The sequence below is a fragment of the Bauldia sp. genome, from assembly GCF_020442045.1.
Classification (GTDB): domain Bacteria; phylum Pseudomonadota; class Alphaproteobacteria; order Rhizobiales; family Kaistiaceae; genus Bauldia.
Genome location: NZ_JAGRLA010000088.1, coordinates 1 through 16680, shown reverse-complemented (window position 1 = coordinate 16680; position 16680 = coordinate 1). Strand labels below are relative to the sequence as shown.

23 protein-coding genes are annotated in these 16680 nt (G+C 65.7%); 9 read left to right on the top strand and 14 right to left on the bottom strand.

Annotated features, from left to right (window positions below):
• Position 1: 1 nt before the first annotated feature.
• The 3 genes from KDJ86_RS10085 to KDJ86_RS10075 all read right to left on the bottom strand — a co-directional run bounded on the left by KDJ86_RS10085 (position 2) and on the right by KDJ86_RS10075 (position 1983).
• Positions 2 to 685, bottom strand: coding sequence for a helix-turn-helix transcriptional regulator (locus tag KDJ86_RS10085; RefSeq protein ID WP_291745188.1), 684 nt, complete (start codon positions 683 to 685; stop codon positions 2 to 4).
• Positions 686 to 691: 6 nt separating this feature from the next.
• A complete protein-coding gene (locus KDJ86_RS10080) occupies positions 692 to 1066 on the bottom strand; it encodes a VOC family protein (protein WP_291745186.1) in 375 nt (124 codons plus the stop codon).
• A 131-nt stretch (positions 1067 to 1197) separates the two neighbouring features.
• Positions 1198 to 1983, bottom strand: coding sequence for an SDR family NAD(P)-dependent oxidoreductase (locus KDJ86_RS10075; RefSeq protein ID WP_291745184.1), 786 nt, complete (start codon positions 1981 to 1983; stop codon positions 1198 to 1200).
• Positions 1984 to 2144: 161 nt separating this feature from the next.
• Here KDJ86_RS10075 and KDJ86_RS10070 point away from each other — a divergent pair, with 161 nt between their 5' ends.
• The gene (locus tag KDJ86_RS10070; RefSeq protein WP_291745182.1) at positions 2145 to 2855 is read left to right on the top strand and encodes a sulfite exporter TauE/SafE family protein; all 711 of its coding nucleotides are present in this window, start codon (positions 2145 to 2147) and stop codon (positions 2853 to 2855) included.
• Between the two features lie 4 nt (positions 2856 to 2859).
• On the opposite strand, the gene KDJ86_RS10065 is transcribed toward KDJ86_RS10070, so the two are convergent.
• Together KDJ86_RS10065 and KDJ86_RS10060 are read right to left on the bottom strand one after the other, a co-directional pair.
• Entirely contained in the window at positions 2860 to 3516 is a 657-nt protein-coding gene (locus KDJ86_RS10065) for a MarC family protein (RefSeq protein WP_291745180.1), read from the bottom strand.
• Between the two features lie 212 nt (positions 3517 to 3728).
• Positions 3729 to 3908 (bottom strand): YdcH family protein, encoded by a 180-nt coding sequence (locus tag KDJ86_RS10060; RefSeq protein WP_291745267.1) that lies wholly within the window; start codon positions 3906 to 3908, stop codon positions 3729 to 3731.
• A 275-nt stretch (positions 3909 to 4183) separates the two neighbouring features.
• On the opposite strand from KDJ86_RS10060, the gene KDJ86_RS10055 reads away from it, so the two are divergent.
• From KDJ86_RS10055 to KDJ86_RS10040, 4 genes are all read left to right on the top strand, one after another.
• Positions 4184 to 4390: a YdcH family protein gene (locus KDJ86_RS10055; protein WP_291745265.1), complete on the top strand. Its 207-nt coding sequence runs from the start codon at positions 4184 to 4186 to the stop codon at positions 4388 to 4390.
• A 108-nt stretch (positions 4391 to 4498) separates the two neighbouring features.
• A complete protein-coding gene (gene purE, locus KDJ86_RS10050) occupies positions 4499 to 4996 on the top strand; it encodes a 5-(carboxyamino)imidazole ribonucleotide mutase (protein WP_291745178.1) in 498 nt (165 codons plus the stop codon).
• Entirely contained in the window at positions 4989 to 6083 is a 1095-nt protein-coding gene (locus KDJ86_RS10045; protein ID WP_291745176.1) for a 5-(carboxyamino)imidazole ribonucleotide synthase, read from the top strand. The genes purE and KDJ86_RS10045 overlap by 8 nt, the downstream gene beginning before the upstream one ends.
• 233 nt (positions 6084 to 6316) lie before the next feature.
• Entirely contained in the window at positions 6317 to 7174 is an 858-nt protein-coding gene (locus KDJ86_RS10040; protein WP_291745173.1) for a tetratricopeptide repeat protein, read from the top strand.
• Between the two features lie 58 nt (positions 7175 to 7232).
• On the opposite strand, the gene KDJ86_RS10035 is transcribed toward KDJ86_RS10040, so the two are convergent.
• Entirely contained in the window at positions 7233 to 7844 is a 612-nt protein-coding gene (locus KDJ86_RS10035; protein ID WP_291745172.1) for a DUF1236 domain-containing protein, read from the bottom strand.
• A 195-nt stretch (positions 7845 to 8039) separates the two neighbouring features.
• Here KDJ86_RS10035 and KDJ86_RS10030 point away from each other — a divergent pair, with 195 nt between their 5' ends.
• From KDJ86_RS10030 to KDJ86_RS10020, 3 genes are all read left to right on the top strand, one after another.
• Positions 8040 to 8747, top strand: coding sequence for an HAD family hydrolase (locus KDJ86_RS10030; RefSeq protein WP_291745171.1), 708 nt, complete (start codon positions 8040 to 8042; stop codon positions 8745 to 8747).
• Positions 8748 to 8813: 66 nt separating this feature from the next.
• Entirely contained in the window at positions 8814 to 9416 is a 603-nt protein-coding gene (locus KDJ86_RS10025; RefSeq protein ID WP_291745169.1) for a tetratricopeptide repeat protein, read from the top strand.
• Between the two features lie 89 nt (positions 9417 to 9505).
• Positions 9506 to 9760 carry a hypothetical protein gene (locus KDJ86_RS10020; RefSeq protein WP_291745167.1) on the top strand — a complete coding sequence of 85 codons (255 nt, stop codon included), beginning with the start codon at positions 9506 to 9508 and terminating at the stop codon, positions 9758 to 9760.
• 6 nt (positions 9761 to 9766) lie between these two features.
• Here the strand turns inward: KDJ86_RS10020 and KDJ86_RS10015 are convergent, their stop codons facing one another.
• The 6 genes from KDJ86_RS10015 to KDJ86_RS09990 all read right to left on the bottom strand — a co-directional run bounded on the left by KDJ86_RS10015 (position 9767) and on the right by KDJ86_RS09990 (position 13807).
• A complete protein-coding gene (locus KDJ86_RS10015) occupies positions 9767 to 10084 on the bottom strand; it encodes a hypothetical protein (RefSeq protein WP_291745165.1) in 318 nt (105 codons plus the stop codon).
• Between the two features lie 130 nt (positions 10085 to 10214).
• On the bottom strand, positions 10215 to 11609 hold the full coding sequence (locus KDJ86_RS10010; RefSeq protein WP_291745164.1) for an NAD(P)(+) transhydrogenase (Re/Si-specific) subunit beta: 1395 nt from the start codon (positions 11607 to 11609) through the stop codon (positions 10215 to 10217).
• Entirely contained in the window at positions 11606 to 11914 is a 309-nt protein-coding gene (locus KDJ86_RS10005) for a hypothetical protein (protein WP_291745163.1), read from the bottom strand. The genes KDJ86_RS10010 and KDJ86_RS10005 overlap by 4 nt, the downstream gene beginning before the upstream one ends.
• Positions 11915 to 11918: 4 nt before the next feature.
• On the bottom strand, positions 11919 to 12395 hold the full coding sequence (locus KDJ86_RS10000) for an NAD(P) transhydrogenase subunit alpha part 2 (RefSeq protein ID WP_291745162.1): 477 nt from the start codon (positions 12393 to 12395) through the stop codon (positions 11919 to 11921).
• Positions 12395 to 13537 (bottom strand): Re/Si-specific NAD(P)(+) transhydrogenase subunit alpha, encoded by a 1143-nt coding sequence (locus KDJ86_RS09995; protein WP_291745160.1) that lies wholly within the window; start codon positions 13535 to 13537, stop codon positions 12395 to 12397. Before KDJ86_RS09995 ends, KDJ86_RS10000 begins: the two co-directional genes overlap by 1 nt.
• 117 nt (positions 13538 to 13654) lie before the next feature.
• Complete coding sequence (locus KDJ86_RS09990) at positions 13655 to 13807, bottom strand: aa3-type cytochrome c oxidase subunit IV (RefSeq protein ID WP_291745158.1); 153 nt, start codon at positions 13805 to 13807, stop codon at positions 13655 to 13657.
• Between the two features lie 195 nt (positions 13808 to 14002).
• Between KDJ86_RS09990 and KDJ86_RS09985 the strand changes: the two genes are divergently transcribed.
• A complete protein-coding gene (locus KDJ86_RS09985; protein WP_291745156.1) occupies positions 14003 to 14857 on the top strand; it encodes an HD domain-containing protein in 855 nt (284 codons plus the stop codon).
• An 18-nt stretch (positions 14858 to 14875) separates the two neighbouring features.
• Here the strand turns inward: KDJ86_RS09985 and KDJ86_RS09980 are convergent, their stop codons facing one another.
• Together KDJ86_RS09980 and KDJ86_RS09975 are read right to left on the bottom strand one after the other, a co-directional pair.
• A complete protein-coding gene (locus KDJ86_RS09980; RefSeq protein ID WP_291745155.1) occupies positions 14876 to 15319 on the bottom strand; it encodes a DoxX family protein in 444 nt (147 codons plus the stop codon).
• A gap of 78 nt (positions 15320 to 15397) precedes the next feature.
• A partial coding sequence (locus tag KDJ86_RS09975; RefSeq protein WP_291745153.1) for an ABC1 kinase family protein occupies positions 15398 to 16680 on the bottom strand: 1283 nt, incomplete at its 5' end.

The window sequence follows — 16680 nt, the reverse complement described above, 5'->3', positions numbered from 1 at the left end:
GTCAGGGAGCGCAGGTGACACGGGCGAGATAGTCCTCCAGCATCCGCCCCTCGACCCGCGGGTACCGGTCCTCGGAGAGGGCAAGCCTCTCCGCCCGGTCGACCCTGAAGGTCCGGAAGTCATCCCTCAGCTCGCACCAGGCGGCGAGGGTCCAGACACGTCCCCAGAAATGGAGGGCGAGCGGCCAGACGGTCCTCTCGGTATCGCCGCCGTCCGCGTCACGATAGGCGAACGCCACCTTGAGCCGCTCGTCGATCGCCTTGGCGAATTCGTCGAGATTGCGCCGCTCCTCCTCCTGGACCTGGCGCCCGGTCGCGAAGATCGGCACGCGCTCGGCCGCGCGCATCCGCTCGGCCGGCACCACGGCGCCGATCTTGACCAGTGCCTCGGTTGCCGCGGCAGCCAGCGACCGGCCGGCCCAGGCCTCGACCATGCGCGCGCCGACAATCAGCGACTCGATCTCCGACGGCAGGAACATCAGGGGCGGCAGGTGATATCCCGGCCGCATGATGTAGCCGACGCCGGCCGCACCGTCGATCGGCACCCCGGAAGCCTGCAGGTCCCGGATGTCCCGATAGACCGTGCGAACCGACACCTCGAGCTGCTCGGCCAGCCGGTTGGCCGTGACCAACCGGCTGCCGCGCAGTTGCTGGATGATTTCGAAGAGCCGGTCGGCGCGACGCATCGGCGCTCAGCGGCCGAAGAGGCCGACGCTGTTACCGTCCGGATCGCGGCAATAGGCGAAGCGTCCGGCCGGAATGGTGATCACCTCGCTGAGCACCGCGCCGCCATTCTCGCGCACGCGCACGAGTGCATCCTCGAGCGGATCGGGCGCGGCGAGATGGATGGTGTTGCCGCTGTCGGCGGACGACGGCTTGCCCGGATAGAGATGGCCGGCGACGCCGGAATTCTCCGCCGCCGGGAAGATCGCCATCGGGTTCGGGCCGGTATTGTCGTCACGCAATTCGGTCTGCAGGACCGTGTTGTAGAAGGCCTTGGCGCGCTCCATGTCGGTGACCGGGATTTCAAACCAGACGGCGACATTGGGTGGTGATTGCTTGGTCATGGCACTCTCTCCTCAGGATTGGACCATGCAAGGCTCTCATACCCCTCCTGACAGCATTCTGTCAGGAGCCCGTCGCGGTCCGTGGACCGTGACGAGCTCGGCGCAGGACACAGGCCGCGCTCGGCGCACGGCTACTCCTCGACCGGAACGGTGTAGTTCAGCGGCAGGCGGCCGCCGTCGGCATAGATCGTCTGGCCGGTGATGTAGCTTGCCTCGTCCGAAGCGAGGAAGGCGGCAATCGCCGCGATCTCCTGCGGATCCCCGATCCGTCCCAGTGGCGTCCGCGACAGGATCCTGTTGCGCTGCTCCGCGTCGGCCATGACCGAATCGAGCATCTCGGTCGCAATCGAGCCCGGACCGATTGCGTTGACCCGGATGCCGTGCGGCGCCAGCGAAAGGGCCATGACCCTGGTGAGCTGGTTCAGCCCGCCCTTCGACACCGAATAGGGAACCTGGTTGGGGATCGCGAAGATCGCGTTGACCGACGAGAGGTTGACGATGGCGCCCGCGGTACCGCCTGCCTCGATCCGTTCGACCATATGCCGCGCCGCGGCCTGCGAACAGAGGAAGGCGCCCTTCAGATTGACCCGCAGCACGCGGTCGAAATCGGCCTCCTCGAGATCGAGCAGATCCGCCTGGACCAGGATTCCGGCATTGTTGACCAACACATCGACATCGCCGAAGGCCTCGATCGTCGCGGCGAGCATGTTGCGGACATCGAGGCGTTCGCCGACATCGCATTCGAAGTAGTTCACCGGCCCGAAGGTCGACAATTCCGCCGCCGCGCGGGGTCCGGCGACGTGGTCGATGTCGGCGATGACGACCCGGGCGCCTTCTTCGAGGAAGCGCCGGACGATCGCATATCCGATCCCGCGGGCGCCGCCGGTGACGATCGCGACCTTGTTTTCGAGCAACATTGAAAGCTCTCCCGATGTGGCGCTTCAGGCCCGCGATTGTAGCGCGGTTGTCCCGCGGGTGTGGCTCGGAGTATCATTACGCCACAACCCGCCCGTCCGTCTCCCCGACACCACATCCGATGATATCCGACCCCTGGTTTTATGCTGCCGCCGTGCCGGCAATGCTCATCCTTGGCCTCGCCAAGGGCGGATTCGGCGTCGTCGGGATTCTGACGGTCCCCATCCTGTCGATCGCGATATCTCCGGTCCAGGCGGCCGGGATCACGCTGCCGATCCTGATATTGAGCGACCTGGTGGCGGTCTATTCCTATTGGCGCGAGTGGGACAAGGGCGTGCTGTCCGCCATGCTGCCGGGAGCACTTCTCGGTATCGGCATTGGCTGGCTGACCGCGGCATGGGTGAGCGAATCCCAGATTCGCCTGATCGTCGGCCTCGTCGCGGTCGTCTTCGCCCTCGATTACTGGTTCCGGCACAGGACCAGGACCGAGGCGACCAAGCCGAACGCCGCCAAGGGTGCCTTCTGGGGAGTGGTGACCGGCTTCGTCAGCTTCGTCAGCCACGCCGGCGGACCGCCGTATCAGGTCTATGCCGTGCCGCTGAAACTGCCGCCGCGGATATTCGCCGGTACCGCCGTGGTATTCTTCGCCATAGTCAATGCGATCAAGCTGATCCCGTATTTCTTCCTTGGCCAGTTCGACGGGCAGAACCTCCTGGCTTCCGCCGTCCTGCTGCCGATCTCGATCCCGGCGACCCTCTTCGGCGTCTGGCTGGTCAGACGGACTGATCCGAAGATCTATTATCAGGCGATCTACGCCATCGTCTTCATCGTCGGCGTCTTCCTGATCGGCCAGAGCATCTACGGGACGCTCTGAGCCCCTACATCAGGCCCTGCTGGCCAATCCCCGAAATCTTGAAGAACTGGGCGATGGCCACCAGGACGCTGTCGACCGCCACCGCCGCGAGGATCAGCCCCATGATCCGGCTGAGCACGCTGACGCCGGAATCGCCGATCGTCTGGAGGATGGGCTTGGCCGAGAAGAGCAGCGCCAGGGTGATCCCGAGCAGCAGCCAGGTGATCCCCAGGTCGACGACCGTTTCGGTCAGCGAGAAGGTGTCGGAATCGTTGAGGAGCACCGCCCCGAGCATGGCGCCGGGGCTTGCGATCGCCGGAATCGCGAGCGGAAAGACCGCGATGCTGCGCGCCCGTTCGAGGGTCGCCACATCCTCCTTCTCCTGCTCCGCCTTCGGTGGCCCGAAGATCATCGTCAACGCGAACAGGAAAAGGACAATACCTCCGGCGATCTGGAAGCTCGGCAGCGGTATGCCGAGAAGCTGGAGGAGCAGCTTCCCGCCGATCAGGAAGCCGGAAAGGACGCAACCGGCGATCAGGGTCGCCCGCACCGCCATCATCGAGCGATGCTCCGGCTTCATATGCGCGGTGACCATGAGAAAGATCGGCAATGTGCCGATCGGATCGATCAGCACATACATCATCACGAATTCGTTGATGAGGTTCTGCAGATCCAAGCCCATGGGGTCCCCGTCATCCTGCGCCAGGACCGACTCAATGGCCAGTCGTCCACGGACGATGACGGAAAAAGCCCGCTACGCCAACGGGGCTGCTGCCAGGATGGCATAGCCTGCCCCGGACGAGCGATGACGCCCGGCTGTTTATGGGTAACCTGACGGGAACGCCGGGAGACGGCGTTTCCGTCCTTCCCGAAAGAGGATCCGCGGACGGCGCCCTAGTGCAGCGCCTCTTCGCCCTTCAAGCGATTGATTTCGTCCTTCAGCAGCAATTTCCGTTTCTTCAGATCGGCGATCTCGAGATCGTCGGTGCCCGGATGGGTTATCGCGTCTTCGATTTTCTTTTCGAGCGCCTGATGACGGCGTTCAAGCTCGACAAGATGCGAATTCATGGGCATCGGCAAGGCCTCCTGTTGACCGAGTCACGACGACAGTCTGGCATAAGCCCGAAAAGCTGTCGAACATGTCGAAGCGGTTGTTGCGCTGCAAAAACACGCTTTTCCACTGTCGTTCACAGTTCTGATTTGAGGACGGATTCCGGAGTTTCAAGATGCCGCCGCCACGACCGTTGGGTTTGCCCCGCTTCGTGCTATTCTCGGTGGAAGGATCGGCGACCAACGAAAGTCGCCTGACAGCACGGGAAAACAAGAAGATGCCGTCGGGTAGTCGGCGCATAACGTCCGAGGAAGAGCAGCAAATCCGTAACCAGCTGGCGGAATTGCGCCAGGAACATCGCGATCTTGACACCGCCATCGACAGCATGGTCGGGGCGGCGTCGCCCGACACCATCCGCGTCCAGAGGCTGAAGAAGCGGAAACTCGCCCTGAAGGACCGGATCGCGGCGCTGGAGGACCAGCTGTTGCCGGACATCATTGCCTGATCGATGCAACAATCGCCGGGACCGCCCAGCGCAATTTCTTGCGGAGCATCGGCCGGTCCTTATAATCCATAGCTCCCGGTCAACCTTCTCGAACGGACACGGAATTTCATGCTCGAGCCGACGCCGCCCGTTGCCATCATCATGGGCAGCCAATCGGACTGGAACACGCTGCGTCATGCCGCGGACACGCTTGATTCCCTCGATATCGCCCATGACGACCGCATCATCTCGGCGCATCGGACGCCGGACCGGATGATCACCTTCTGCAAGGGCGCCCGGCGGGCCGGCTACAAGGTGATCATCGCCGGGGCCGGCGGCGCGGCGCATCTTCCCGGCATGTGCGCGTCACTGACGCCCCTTCCCGTCTTCGGCGTCCCGGTGGAATCCAAGGCGCTTGGCGGCCAGGACAGCCTGCTGTCGATCGTCCAGATGCCGGCCGGCGTGCCGGTCGGCACGCTGGCGATCGGCCGTTCGGGAGCGATCAACGCCGCACTGCTGGCAACGGCCGTCCTTGCCCTGACCGACGACGACATCGCCAGCCGGCTCGATGGCTGGCGCATGGCTCAGTCGGCCGCGGTCGACGAGCGGCCGATCGACGATGAATGACGAGCCGCCTGTCAAGCCAGGCATGATCGTCGGCATCCTCGGCGGCGGTCAGCTCGGACGCATGCTGGCGCTCGCCGCCGCCGAGCTCGGCCTCTCCTGTCACATATATTGCCCCGATCAGAAGAGCCCGGCCTTCGCCGTGGCGGCGAGCCGGACGATCGCGCCCTATGACGACCAGGCCGCGCTCGCGGCATTTGCCGAATCGGTGGATATCGTCACCTTCGAATTCGAGAATATCCCGACGGAGACGCTCCGCTTCCTGGCCGAGCGGGTGACGGTCCTGCCGGGGCCGGCATCGCTCGAACCGACCCAGGACAGGCTCAGCGAAAAGCAGCTCATCGTCGACATCGGCATCCCGGTGCCGCCCTTCGCGCCCGTCGCGGAACAGGCGGATATCTACTCCGCACTTGCCAGGACGGGGCGTCCGGCCGTCCTCAAGACCCGTCGCTTCGGCTATGACGGCAAGGGGCAGGCGGCGATCCGCGCTGGCGACGACCCGGTCGGCGCCTGGCGGGCTATCGGCCAGGCGCCCGCCATCCTCGAGGCTCACGTGCCCTTCGCCCGAGAGGTCTCCGTCGTATTGGCCCGCGCCCGCGACGGGACGACGCGTGCCTATGACGTCGTCGAAAACGTCCACAAGGACGGCATTCTCGCCACCTCGACCGTCCCGGCCAACCTGGCACCTGACCTGACGAAACAGGCGATGGATATAGGCGAGCGTATTGCCGCGGCGCTTGGCCATGTCGGCGTCCTCGCGGTCGAGCTCTTCGTCATGGAACGCGGCGCCGATCGGCTGCTGGTCAACGAGATCGCCCCGCGCGTCCACAATTCCGGCCACTGGACGACGGATGGATGCCTCTGCTCGCAGTTCGAGCAGCATATTCGCGCCATCGCCGGCTGGCCGCTGGGCGACACCGCCCGCCACAGCGACGCGGTCATGACCAACCTGATCGGCGACGACGCGTCGCGGTGGCAGGAGATCGTCGGCGAGTCCGGAGCGCGGCTCCACCTCTACGGCAAGGCGGAAAGCCGCCCCGGACGCAAGATGGGCCACGTCAATCGCATCAGTCCGCGAAGCGGCCCTTGACCACACCGCGTTTTGACAGTCTCGCAAGTGTTCTGATAAAGCACGGCGCCCGTTCGGTCGTCGCTGGACGGGCACCATCCGGCCATTTGTCTGCCGGGATCGACGCCGGCCGGCGGGCAAGCGCCCTCAAATCGCCGGCTTTGGACGTTCCGCTATACCGTAGTGGAAGCAGAATCGGCGGGCGCCTTCCGACCAGAGTCCGGAAGCAGCAGCCTCGAGGAGCGGCGGCGGGGATGCTCGCGCAATTGATTCATCAGACTGCACGTGTGCCGACGGCCCTGCTGATCGCGGGCCTGACGGTCGCTGCCGGCTGTCAGACCAGCCCGACTGCCTTCACCAGCGCCGACATCGATCCCGCGACCGGCTCGGCCGTCAACATCAGCTCCCTGTCAACCGTCATTTCACAGAACCCGCAGGATGCCAACGGCTACAATGTCCGCGGCACCGCTTACGGCAAGGCCGGCAAGCTGCGCGAGGCGGTCGCCGATTTCGACACGGCGATCAAGCTCAACCCCAATTTCTACCAGGCCTACGCCAACCGTGCGCTGGTCGAGCGCCGGCTCGGCCAGGATGACAAGGCCCTGGCCGACTATAACCGCGCCCTCCAGATCAATCCCGCCTACGCGGTCGCCTATATCGGCCGCGGCAACCTGTACCGCCAGCGGAACCAGGTCGACCTCGCGCTCGCCGATCTCAACCGGGCGATTGCCCTCGATACGCCGGATCCGCGCGCCTACCACAACCGTGCCCTGCTCTATCAGGCGTCCGGCAACCACAAGCAGGCGGTCGAGGATTTCTCCAAGGCGATCGCCATGTCGCCCAAGAACGCCGAGCCGTTCGACGCCCGTGGCCTCTCCTATCTGGCAATGGGCGACTACCGCGCGGCCCTGGAAGACTTCAACGAGGCGGTCACCCTGGATCGTGAATCCTACGCCGCCTGGACCAACCAGGGGCTGGCACTGGAGAAGCTCGGCGACCGGGAGCGCGCCTTTGCCGCCTTTGCCAAGGCGGCAAATCTCAATCCCAACTACGCTCCCGCCAAGGCGGGCATGAAGCGGACCTCGCCGAGCGGCAATCCGCGCACCACCTGAGCGTCCGACGGACGTCCGGGGCCGGCGCGGGTGGCCGTGCCGCGGACGCGCGCGGGGGCTAGATGCTGCGATGGACGTAGACGACCTGGCGGCTGCTGGTGTCAACCACCACGTTCTGCCCGTTGACCCGCGAGAAGGTGTATTTCGACTGCGGGATCGCGAAGAGCGGTACGGTCTCGGGCAGCACCGCGCCAACCACGACCTCGCCCTGGACATGGACGGTTTCGATCGTCTGCGCGCTGACGAAAGCCGTGACCGCCGCGGGCGGGCTGATCGCCTCGACATAGGCGCTGACCGGCGTGACCGTGCCGACGAAGGTCGGCTGGACCGCGTCGACCGCCGTGTAGGTAACGACCGGAATACCCATGTCGTTCTTGGCGAGCGGCAGGGTCTTCACGCCGTCGGTTTCATCGACGTCAATATACTCCGCCGAGGCCCAGCCTTCGACTCCGCCCCAACTGACGACGCACCAGGATACGTCCTCCAGGCAGCCGCTGACGTCGAGGCGATCCTTGTGGTTGGTGGTCGCGACGATCGGGTAGTGGGTCGAAGGGCCGCTGCGGAGGTTCAGGTCGGCGTTGGAGAATGCCACGAAAGCGAGGGCCGCTTCGCCACCGACGAAAACGGCGGCCGCGGTGGCCGCAATCGTGAGAAATCGTGGGTATGTCATCTCAGCCCCTTTCGTGTCCTCGAGATCGGGATGGGCCGCGCCCACCCCCTTTCGGCGACTCGGATGTCGCCGCACGCGGGGGATATTATGCGAAATGGTCCAGGCGGGTCACCCGCGACAAACGATCCGCCGCTTTGATAAACAGACTCCCGTGACGCCGCCATGTCGCGGCGCCCGCGCGGGACCAGGATTCCAATGCCGACACATCCGAACAGCCTCACGGCCATAGGCTTCGATGCCGACGATACGCTCTGGGAGAACGAGACCTTCTACCGGATGACCGAGGAACGGTTCCGCGACCTCCTTGGCGGTCATGCCGGCGACACCGACCTGTCGGCGCGGCTGCTCGAGGCGGAGAAGCGCAACCTCGCCGCCTATGGCTTCGGCATCAAGGGGTTCACGCTGTCGATGATTGAAACCGCGATCGAGGTAACCGACGGCAACGTGCCGGCTTCGGTGATCGGCGCGATCCTGTCGGCGGGCCGCGACATGCTGTGCCACCCGGTGGAGACCCTGCCGCATGCGCGGGAGACCCTGGAAGCCCTCGCCGGCGACTATCGCATCATCCTGATCACCAAGGGCGATCTCTTCGACCAGGAGCGCAAGCTCGCCCAGTCCGGACTCGGCGAGCTCTTCGATGCGGTGGAGATCGTCAGCGCCAAGACGGCGGAGACCTACACCCGGATCTTCACGCAATACGGCGATGGCGCCGGACGGGCGATGATGGTCGGCAATTCCCTGCGCTCCGACATCCTGCCGGCGATCGAGGCGGGAAGCTGGGGCGTCTATGTCCCGCACGACCTGACCTGGGTGCTGGAGAATGCAGAGCCGCCGGAAGCCGACACGCGCTACCGCCAGCTCGTCGACCTCGGCGGCCTGCCGGAACTGGTCCGCTCGCTCTAGACGCTTGACGCCGGGCGATCCGGACATAGATCGACCGGAGAAGCGATCCGGCCGGAGCATCCGAAAATGGCCTCGCAGACCCTGCCACGCCAATACCTCGCCGTGATGGCGGCCTTCGCCCTGATGGCGGCCTTCGCCGTCGGTCTCCGAGCCGTGAAAGCGGCGGAAGACGATCTGCCACTGAGGGGCGACGAGGCCGCCTATCGGGAAGAGGGCGGGCGCCTGTTCGGCTACCTCGCCCGGGCCGGCACCGAAGCCGAGGCCCGGCAGGTCGAGGACGAGATCTGGCGATACTGGTTCCGCGCCCCCGACCCGACCGCGGCCAGCCTCATGGCTCAGGCGATGGAACGGCGCGGCAACTACGACCTCGCCGGTGCGGTCGAGATCCTCGACGAACTGGTGGTGACCGCTCCTGACTGGGCCGAAGCCTGGAACCAGCGCGCGACTATCCGATTCATGCAAGGCGACTTCACCGGATCGCTCGCCGACGTCGAGGAGACATTGCAGCGCGAGCCCCGCCACTTCGGCGCCATGGCCGGGATGGCGCTGATCCTGACGCAACAGGGGCGCATCCGTCAGGCCCAGGCGATCCTGCGTGAGGCCGTGGAGATCGATCCCTTCCTGCGCGAGCGCGCGTTGATCGTCGAGGTACCCGAGAAGGACATCTAGCGCCTGCTGCCCCCCCCCCCGCGGTTGAGGCGGCCACCACGGGCGTGCGAGAGTCGCGAACCGACCAGAGAATAGGTGACTTGCCCGTCATGGCGATTATCAGCCGCTGGTTCATCTCGACCGCGACGCGTCTGGCAAACGACCCGCGCATCCGCGAAAGGGCAGCCGACGTTTTCGAAAAAGAGGTCAAGCCGCGCGCCGCCGAATCCTGGCGGAAGGCGAAGCCGAAGCTCGAGGCGACGCGGGACGAGCTCAGGCAGATGGCACGGGAAACCGACGCCGCAAGGAACCCCGGCGCCTTCGCTGCCCGGGTCAAGAAGCGGTTCATCGACCCGAAGGGATAGTCTCGTTCAGATCGCCGAACCGTCGACCTCGCCCGGATCCGGTGGCGGCAAATCAGTCCTGACCGGCCGCGCTGCGCGACCGGCAAGGGCTGTCGGGAGCGGCATCCACGAGGCAAGCTCACCCTGGCCGTACATCACCGGCGCCTCCGCGTCAGAGTCGGTCGCGGTCCATCCAGGCTCGACGGCGCCGTGCAGCCGTGTCCACTTGACGACATCGACTTCCGCCGGTCCCTGCTCGCTCGCCCGGACAGTGACGAGAATCCGCGACCCGTCCCGCGGGGCGGTTTTCATCGGTTGCCACTCGAAGATGTCGGACGGGCTCATTCTCGCCTCATGCAACCATGCCAGCGGAAAAGGAAGATGGAACGGCCGGCGCGACAAGGCAAGGCTTTCCCGCCCGAAGTCGATCACGGCGAAGGACGGTGCCGGAAATCCTTGGGTTGAATATCCGCCGCTAGGCCAGCGCCTTGACGATGCCCTCGGTCATCTTCTTGGCGTCGCCGAGCAGCATCATGGTGTTGTCGCGATAGAAGAGTGGATTGTCGATACCGGCATAGCCGGAGGCCAGCGACCGCTTGACGAACATCACCGTCCCGGCCTTCCACACCTGGAGCACCGGCATGCCGTAGATCGGCGACGAGGGATCGTCCTCGGCCGCCGGGTTGGTCACGTCGTTGGCGCCGATCACGTAGACGACGTCGGCCTGGGCGAATTCGGAGTTGATGTCCTCGAGCTCGAAGACCTCGTCATAGGGGACATTCGCCTCGGCAAGCAGCACGTTCATGTGGCCCGGCATGCGGCCGGCGACGGGATGGATCGCGTATTTGACCTCGACACCGGCCTCCTTCAGCTCGTCGGCCATCTCGCGAAGCGAATGCTGCGCCTGGGCGACCGCCATGCCGTAGCCCGGCACGATGATCACCTTCGACGCATTCTTGAGGATGAAGGCCGCATCGTCGGCCGAGCCCTGCTTGACGGTGCGAACGACACCGTCGTCGGAAGCCGCGGCCGCCTCTCCGCCGAAGCCGCCGAGGATGACGGAGATGAAGGAGCGGTTCATCCCCTTGCACATGATGTAGGAAAGGATCGCGCCCGAGGAGCCGACCAGCGCGCCGGTGATGATCAGCGCCGTGTTGCCCAGCGTGAAGCCGATGCCCGCCGCCGCCCAGCCGGAATAGGAATTCAGCATCGAGATCACCACCGGCATGTCGGCGCCGCCGATCGGGATGATGATCAGCACGCCGAGGGCAAGCGCCGCGATGGTGACCAGCCAGAAGGCGAAGTGGCTCTCGCTGCTGGCGAAGATGATGATCAGCACGACCAGCAGGACGCCGAGGCCGGCATTCACCACATGCCGCATCGGCAGGAGAATCGGCGCTCCCGACATCCGCCCGTCGAGCTTCAGGAAGGCGATCACCGAACCGGTGAAGGTCAGCGCGCCGATCGCCACACCGATCGACATCTCGATCAGGCTCGACCCGTGGATCGCACCGGGAGATCCGATGCCGAAGGCGTAGGGGTCGTAAAGCGCGGCCGCGGCAACCAGCACCGCGGCGAGGCCGACCAGCGAATGGAAGGCAGCAACCAGCTGCGGCATGGCGGTCATCGGGATGCGGCGCGCGATCACCGCGCCGATCGCACCGCCGATTGCGATGCCGAGGAGGATCAGGAAGAACGAGCCCCATCCCGGCGCCGCGACGAACAGCGTGGTGACGATGGCAATCGCCATGCCGGCGATGCCGAAGGCATTGCCCCGGCGCGAGCTTTCCGGGCTCGACAGCCCGCGAAGCGCCAGGATGAAGAAGACGCCGGCGATCAGATAGAGCAGTGCGGTGAGATTCGCGTTCATGCCGTCCGGTTCCCGGTTTCGGGTCTACGGGCCAGCACCAGCACGCCGGCCGCGGTCAACACCGCCGCGATGAGGAATGCCACGCCGCCGGCGACGAGCATCGGCGCCGCGCGCCCCAAGGTCGACTGCCCGACGCCCTGCGACATGAAGAGGAAGCCGAGCGGCACCAGCAGCAAGGCGACAAGCAGCAGTCGTCCCCAGGTCGTGGTCTTGGCGGCAGGGGCCAGGATCGCCGTCCCGAGGAAGATGAGGAAGCCGAGACCCGTTGCGAGCTGGAAGATCGCGGGCAGCATGTCGCGCAACATCGGATCAGGCCTTCTCTTTCTTCTTGTACATGGCCAGCATGCGCTGGGTGACGAGAAAGCCTCCGAAGATGTTGACCGAGGCGAGGATCAGGGCAAGGAAGCCGAATACCTTGGACAGCGTGCTTCCGCCCGAAACCGCGTCGGCGACGCTGACGCCGACCGCCAGCAGGGCGCCGACCACGATCACCGACGAGATGGCGTTGGTGACCGACATCAGCGGCGTATGCAGCGCCGGCGTCACCGACCAGACGACGTAGTAGCCGACGAAGATCGCCAGCACGAAGATCGCCAGCCGGAAGACGAAGGGATCGATCGCGCCGCCGGTCGCCGCATGGACGGCCCCGCCTATGGCGTCGGCCGCCTGGTCGGCGAATCCCTGGGCGGCGGTCGCCGCTTCGCCCGCCGTCTGCGCGGCGGACTTGGCCGTGTCGGCGGCCGCCTGGGCCGCGGCCGCGGCGTCTTCCGGCGTCATCGATGCCATCATTCGGCTCCCTTGTCGGCAAAGGCCGGGTGGACGACAGCACCGTCGCGGGTGAGGTTCGTCGCCTTGATCAGCTCGTCGTCCCAGTCGATCGCAAGGGCCTTGCTCTCCTTGTCGATCATCGTCTCGACGAATGCATAGAGATTACGCGCATAGAGCGCTGAGGCGCTCGCCGGAATCCGCCCCGGGCTGTTCAGATAACCGACGATCCTGACTTCCCCGACCTCGGCTATCTCGCCGGGCTTCGCCCCCTCGACATTGCCGCCACGCTCGACCGCGAGATCGACAAGGACCGAACCCGGCTTCATCGAGGCGACCATGTCCTTCGACACCAGCTTCGGCGCCGGACGGCCGGGAATCAGAGCCGTGGTCACCACGACGTCCTGCTTCTTGAGATGCTCGGCCACCAGCTCGGCCTGCTTCGCCTGGTACTCCTTCGACATCTCTTTGGCGTAGCCGCCGGCCGTCTCGGCCTGCTTGAATTCCTCGTCCTCGACCGCGACGAACTTGGCGCCGAGCGACTCGACCTGCTCCTTCGCCGCCGGCCGGACGTCGGTCGCGGTGACCACCGCTCCGAGGCGGCGCGCGGTGGCGATCGCCTGAAGGCCGGCGACCCCGGCGCCCATGACGAAGACCCGCGCCGCCGGCACCGTGCCCGCCGCCGTCATCATCATCGGAAAGGCACGGCCGAAATTCTCGGCGGCATCGATGATCGCCTGGTAGCCTGCGAGGTTGGCCTGGCTCGACAGGACGTCCATGCCCTGGGCGCGGGTGATTCGCGGCAGGAATTCCATGGCGAACGCACCGACGCCCGCCTCGGCCAGCGCCTGGACGACATCGTCATGGCCGATGGGGTCGAGCGCGCCGACGAGGATAGCGCCCGACTGGAAATTCTTGATCTCGCCGGCGCCGGGCCTGCGAACCTTGAGGACGATGTCCGCGGATTTCAGCATTGGCGGCGCGGTCTTCGCGATCGTCGCGCCGGCCGCCTCATAGTCCTCGTCGGGGATGCGGGACCCTGCCCCGGCGCCACTCTGGACCGCGACCTCCGCGCCCAGCGCAACGAATTTCTTCACGGTCTCGGGGGTCGCGGCGACCCGCGGCTCATGCTTGTCGGTTTCCGTGGGGACGACGATCTTCATAAGCGTTTCCCGATCCGTCTAGGCGAGCTGGCGGCACATTTCATTCCGGCCGCGCCCGGATGGTGGAGGGCGGGGCTTCGATGGTCCGCCATTGGCGACAAGAATGGCTGCGCCCGATCACAGCAAGAAAAATGCCATCAATATCAGGATGATGACGACGGCGATCGTCCCGTATTTGGCGAGGTGGATGAACCCTTCATAGGTCCGGAGATGGTCGGCATATTCGGTGCCGGTTGCGGTTTCCAGTTCGGCAGTGACATGCTGAGCCATATGGCGATCTCCTTCAGAGCGTCCCGGGAGGCTGGCTTTTATAGCAAAACCTTGGCGGGCGACAATCGTGTATCGGGTCGCAGCCAGTCGTAAGCGAGGCTCGACCTGATCGCAAAACATGCACCCGTCATCAACAGCAGCTAATAGAATAGGACCGGCCCGCACGAGCGGAGCGACGTGGCAGGGGAACTCGGCATGCTGAACCCTATTTCGATCCTGGCCGAAAGCTTCGGCGACTACCTGTCGCGCCAATACCTGCAATATTTCGCCTACCGGAACCCGGAATACGCGACCTATATGGGCGGCGCGGCGCGGCTCGTGCTGCAGAGGATCGGCAATTCCGACGCGCTCTACCACAACGTCGAGCACACCATCATGGTGACCCAGGTCGGCCAGGAGATTTTCCGTGGCCGACTGCTCGCACAGGCGCTGGCGCCGGAGGACTGGCTCCACTACACCTGCGCCTGCCTGATACACGACATCGGCTATGTCCGCGGCATCTGCCAGGGTGACACCGCCGACTGCATCGTCATCAACGACAAGGGCAAGACGGTTTGCCCCCCGCGCGGCGCCTCCGACGCCTTCCTCACGCCGTGGCATGTCGAGCGCGGCAAGATCTACGCCCTGGAGCGGTTCGGCCCCTCCCCCTACATAGACGCCGAGCGCATAGCGGCCGCGATCGAGATGACGCGATTTCCCGTCCCCGAGGACGCCATCCACACGGCGACCGAGACCGAAGGCTCCCTGGTCCGCGCCGCCGACCTGATCGGCCAGATGGCCGACCCGTTCTACCACCGCAAGATCAACGCGCTGTACCTGGAATTCGTCGAGACCGGCGACGCGAAGCGGCTCGGCTACGACAATCCCGCCGACCTCATCGACAAATATCCCGAATTCTTCTGGAGCCACGTCCAGCCGTATATCGGGCCGGCCCTGCACTATCTGGAGCTGACCACCGAAGGCAAACAGTGGATCGCCGCGCTCAATTCCAATGTCTTCCAGATCGAGCACAGCCGTCGCGTCGTCGGCCCCTTTTCCGGGCGGGACTAGCAGACTGGAAGCGGCGCGCTAGAATTCGCGCCCGACCAGCGCATCGACGGATATGCGCCCGCCGCCCTTGACCGCGAACATGAGCAGGACGATCGCCCACAGCCCGGAGAATTCGACGCCGCCCGGCTCGACGTAGAAGCCCAGCGGCAGGTGGACGGTGAGCGCGGCCGTCCCGGTGGTGACCGCCGCGGCAAGCGCCGCCGGCCGGGTCAGGAAGCCGACCGCGATGCAAGCCCCGCCGAGGACCTCGACGAGCCCGACGGCGATCATCAACGGCACCGCCGGCTCCAGGCCGATCGCGTGAAAGAAGGCGATCATCTCTTCCTGGCTGCCGGTGATGCCGAAGAGCTTCCACAGGCCGTGGGGAACCAGGAAGGCACCGGCCACCAACCGGGTCAACGCATAGGCCGGCTCGGACAGGACGGCGTAGATCGGGGCGAGTCCTGGAAAGATCAGGCGCATCGACTGGTCTCCTCCAATGCGACAGCACAGAATCTAACACGCGGACGGCGTCCGGTATTCGCCGCCCCGACGCTCCCCTCAGGAAGAGGCCGGCAACCCGGCGGATTCGATCGCCCTCGCCTGGCGCCGGGCGAGCTTGTCTTCGTCGAAATCGCCGATCGCTTCGGCGAAAAGACGGTGGAAATTGAGCTCCGCCCTGAGATGGAGCATCACCGAACCGAGCCCGATCGCGGCGCGATCCATCAGCACGAATTCCCGCGGCACGGTGATCGGCGGGCCGGCCTTCAGCCCCTGCTTGACCTTCCAGGCTTCGCGGCGGCCGTAGGCCTGCGGGTCGATGCCGTCGGCGATGGTCCGCACCCTGTCGTCGATCAGCGGCGCGTAGATGAAGCGGGCCCAGATATTGAGGATGTCGATCTGCTCGTCGCTGAGCCTGGCAAAGCCCCAGCGCCGATAGGCCTCGACGACCCGGTCGCGGTCGTCGTCGAGGAAGCCGTGATAAAGCTCCACGACGCCGCTGACGAAGCGCGGGGTGAAGACGCGGATGCAGCCATAGTCCAGAAGGTTGATTCCGCCGGGGCGGCCGTCCTCCTGGAAGACGCTGTAATTGCCGAGATGCGGATCGCCGTGGATGATCCCGTGCGTCGCGAAGGGATGCCACCAGGCGCGGAACATCGCCTCGGCGATCCGGTTGCGGTCGTCGAGGCTGTGTTCGAGAAAGGACAGGAGCGGCGATCCCTCGAGCCACGTCATCGTCAGCAGGCGACCGGTCGAGAGATCGGAAACGGTGTCCGGCACCCGGATCAAGGCCTCCTTCTCGAGCGCCACGCCGTAGAGGGCGGCGTTGCGCGCCTCGCGACGATAGTCGAGCTCCTCGCGCAGCCGCTCCGACAGCTCCTTGGCGATCTCGGTGGTGTCGATCTCGGGATTGAAGCGCCGCTGCAGCGCGAAGATCACGCCGAGCTGGCCGAGATCCGCCTCCACCGCCGACTGCATGTCCGGGTATTGCAGCTTGCAGGCAAGATCGCGACCGTCGAGGCCGACGGCGCGGTGGACCTGGCCGAGCGAGGCGGCGGCGGCAGGAGCGTCGTCGAAAGACGCAAATCGCCCGCGCCAGTCAGGCCCCAGTTCCGCCCGCATCCGCCGCTTGACGAAGGCCGGCCCCATCGGTGGCGCCGAGGACTGGAGCTTCTGGAGTTCGGCGGCATATTCCGGCGGCAGCAGATCCGGCACGGTCGACAGAAGCTGGGCAAGCTTCATCATCGGACCCTTGAGACCGCCAAGCGCAGCCATCAGTTCGGCGGCGTTCCGCTGGTCCCCGAAGTCGCGGCCGAAGAGCCGCGCGCCGGCCATCTTCGCCG

Bases quoted from the DNA above. Each gene is read 5' to 3' on its own strand.
- KDJ86_RS10085 (WP_291745188.1), bottom strand. From the start codon at position 685: ATGCGTCGCGCCGACCGGCTCTTCGAAATCATCCAGCAACTGCGCGGC.
- KDJ86_RS10080 (WP_291745186.1), bottom strand. From the start codon at position 1,066: ATGACCAAGCAATCACCACCCAATGTCGCCGTCTGGTTTGAAATCCCG.
- KDJ86_RS10075 (WP_291745184.1), bottom strand. From the start codon at position 1,983: ATGTTGCTCGAAAACAAGGTCGCGATCGTCACCGGCGGCGCCCGCGGG.
- KDJ86_RS10070 (WP_291745182.1), top strand. From the start codon at position 2,145: ATGCTCATCCTTGGCCTCGCCAAGGGCGGATTCGGCGTCGTCGGGATT.
- KDJ86_RS10065 (WP_291745180.1), bottom strand. From the start codon at position 3,516: ATGGGCTTGGATCTGCAGAACCTCATCAACGAATTCGTGATGATGTAT.
- KDJ86_RS10060 (WP_291745267.1), bottom strand. From the start codon at position 3,908: ATGCCCATGAATTCGCATCTTGTCGAGCTTGAACGCCGTCATCAGGCG.
- purE (WP_291745178.1), top strand. From the start codon at position 4,499: ATGCTCGAGCCGACGCCGCCCGTTGCCATCATCATGGGCAGCCAATCG.
- KDJ86_RS10045 (WP_291745176.1), top strand. From the start codon at position 4,989: ATGAATGACGAGCCGCCTGTCAAGCCAGGCATGATCGTCGGCATCCTC.
- KDJ86_RS10040 (WP_291745173.1), top strand. From the start codon at position 6,317: ATGCTCGCGCAATTGATTCATCAGACTGCACGTGTGCCGACGGCCCTG.
- KDJ86_RS10035 (WP_291745172.1), bottom strand. From the start codon at position 7,844: ATGACATACCCACGATTTCTCACGATTGCGGCCACCGCGGCCGCCGTT.
- KDJ86_RS10030 (WP_291745171.1), top strand. From the start codon at position 8,040: ATGCCGACACATCCGAACAGCCTCACGGCCATAGGCTTCGATGCCGAC.
- KDJ86_RS10025 (WP_291745169.1), top strand. From the start codon at position 8,814: ATGGCCTCGCAGACCCTGCCACGCCAATACCTCGCCGTGATGGCGGCC.
- KDJ86_RS10020 (WP_291745167.1), top strand. From the start codon at position 9,506: ATGGCGATTATCAGCCGCTGGTTCATCTCGACCGCGACGCGTCTGGCA.
- KDJ86_RS10015 (WP_291745165.1), bottom strand. From the start codon at position 10,084: ATGAGCCCGTCCGACATCTTCGAGTGGCAACCGATGAAAACCGCCCCG.
- KDJ86_RS10010 (WP_291745164.1), bottom strand. From the start codon at position 11,609: ATGAACGCGAATCTCACCGCACTGCTCTATCTGATCGCCGGCGTCTTC.
- KDJ86_RS10005 (WP_291745163.1), bottom strand. From the start codon at position 11,914: ATGTTGCGCGACATGCTGCCCGCGATCTTCCAGCTCGCAACGGGTCTC.
- KDJ86_RS10000 (WP_291745162.1), bottom strand. From the start codon at position 12,395: ATGGCATCGATGACGCCGGAAGACGCCGCGGCCGCGGCCCAGGCGGCC.
- KDJ86_RS09995 (WP_291745160.1), bottom strand. From the start codon at position 13,537: ATGAAGATCGTCGTCCCCACGGAAACCGACAAGCATGAGCCGCGGGTC.
- KDJ86_RS09990 (WP_291745158.1), bottom strand. From the start codon at position 13,807: ATGGCTCAGCATGTCACTGCCGAACTGGAAACCGCAACCGGCACCGAA.
- KDJ86_RS09985 (WP_291745156.1), top strand. From the start codon at position 14,003: ATGCTGAACCCTATTTCGATCCTGGCCGAAAGCTTCGGCGACTACCTG.
- KDJ86_RS09980 (WP_291745155.1), bottom strand. From the start codon at position 15,319: ATGCGCCTGATCTTTCCAGGACTCGCCCCGATCTACGCCGTCCTGTCC.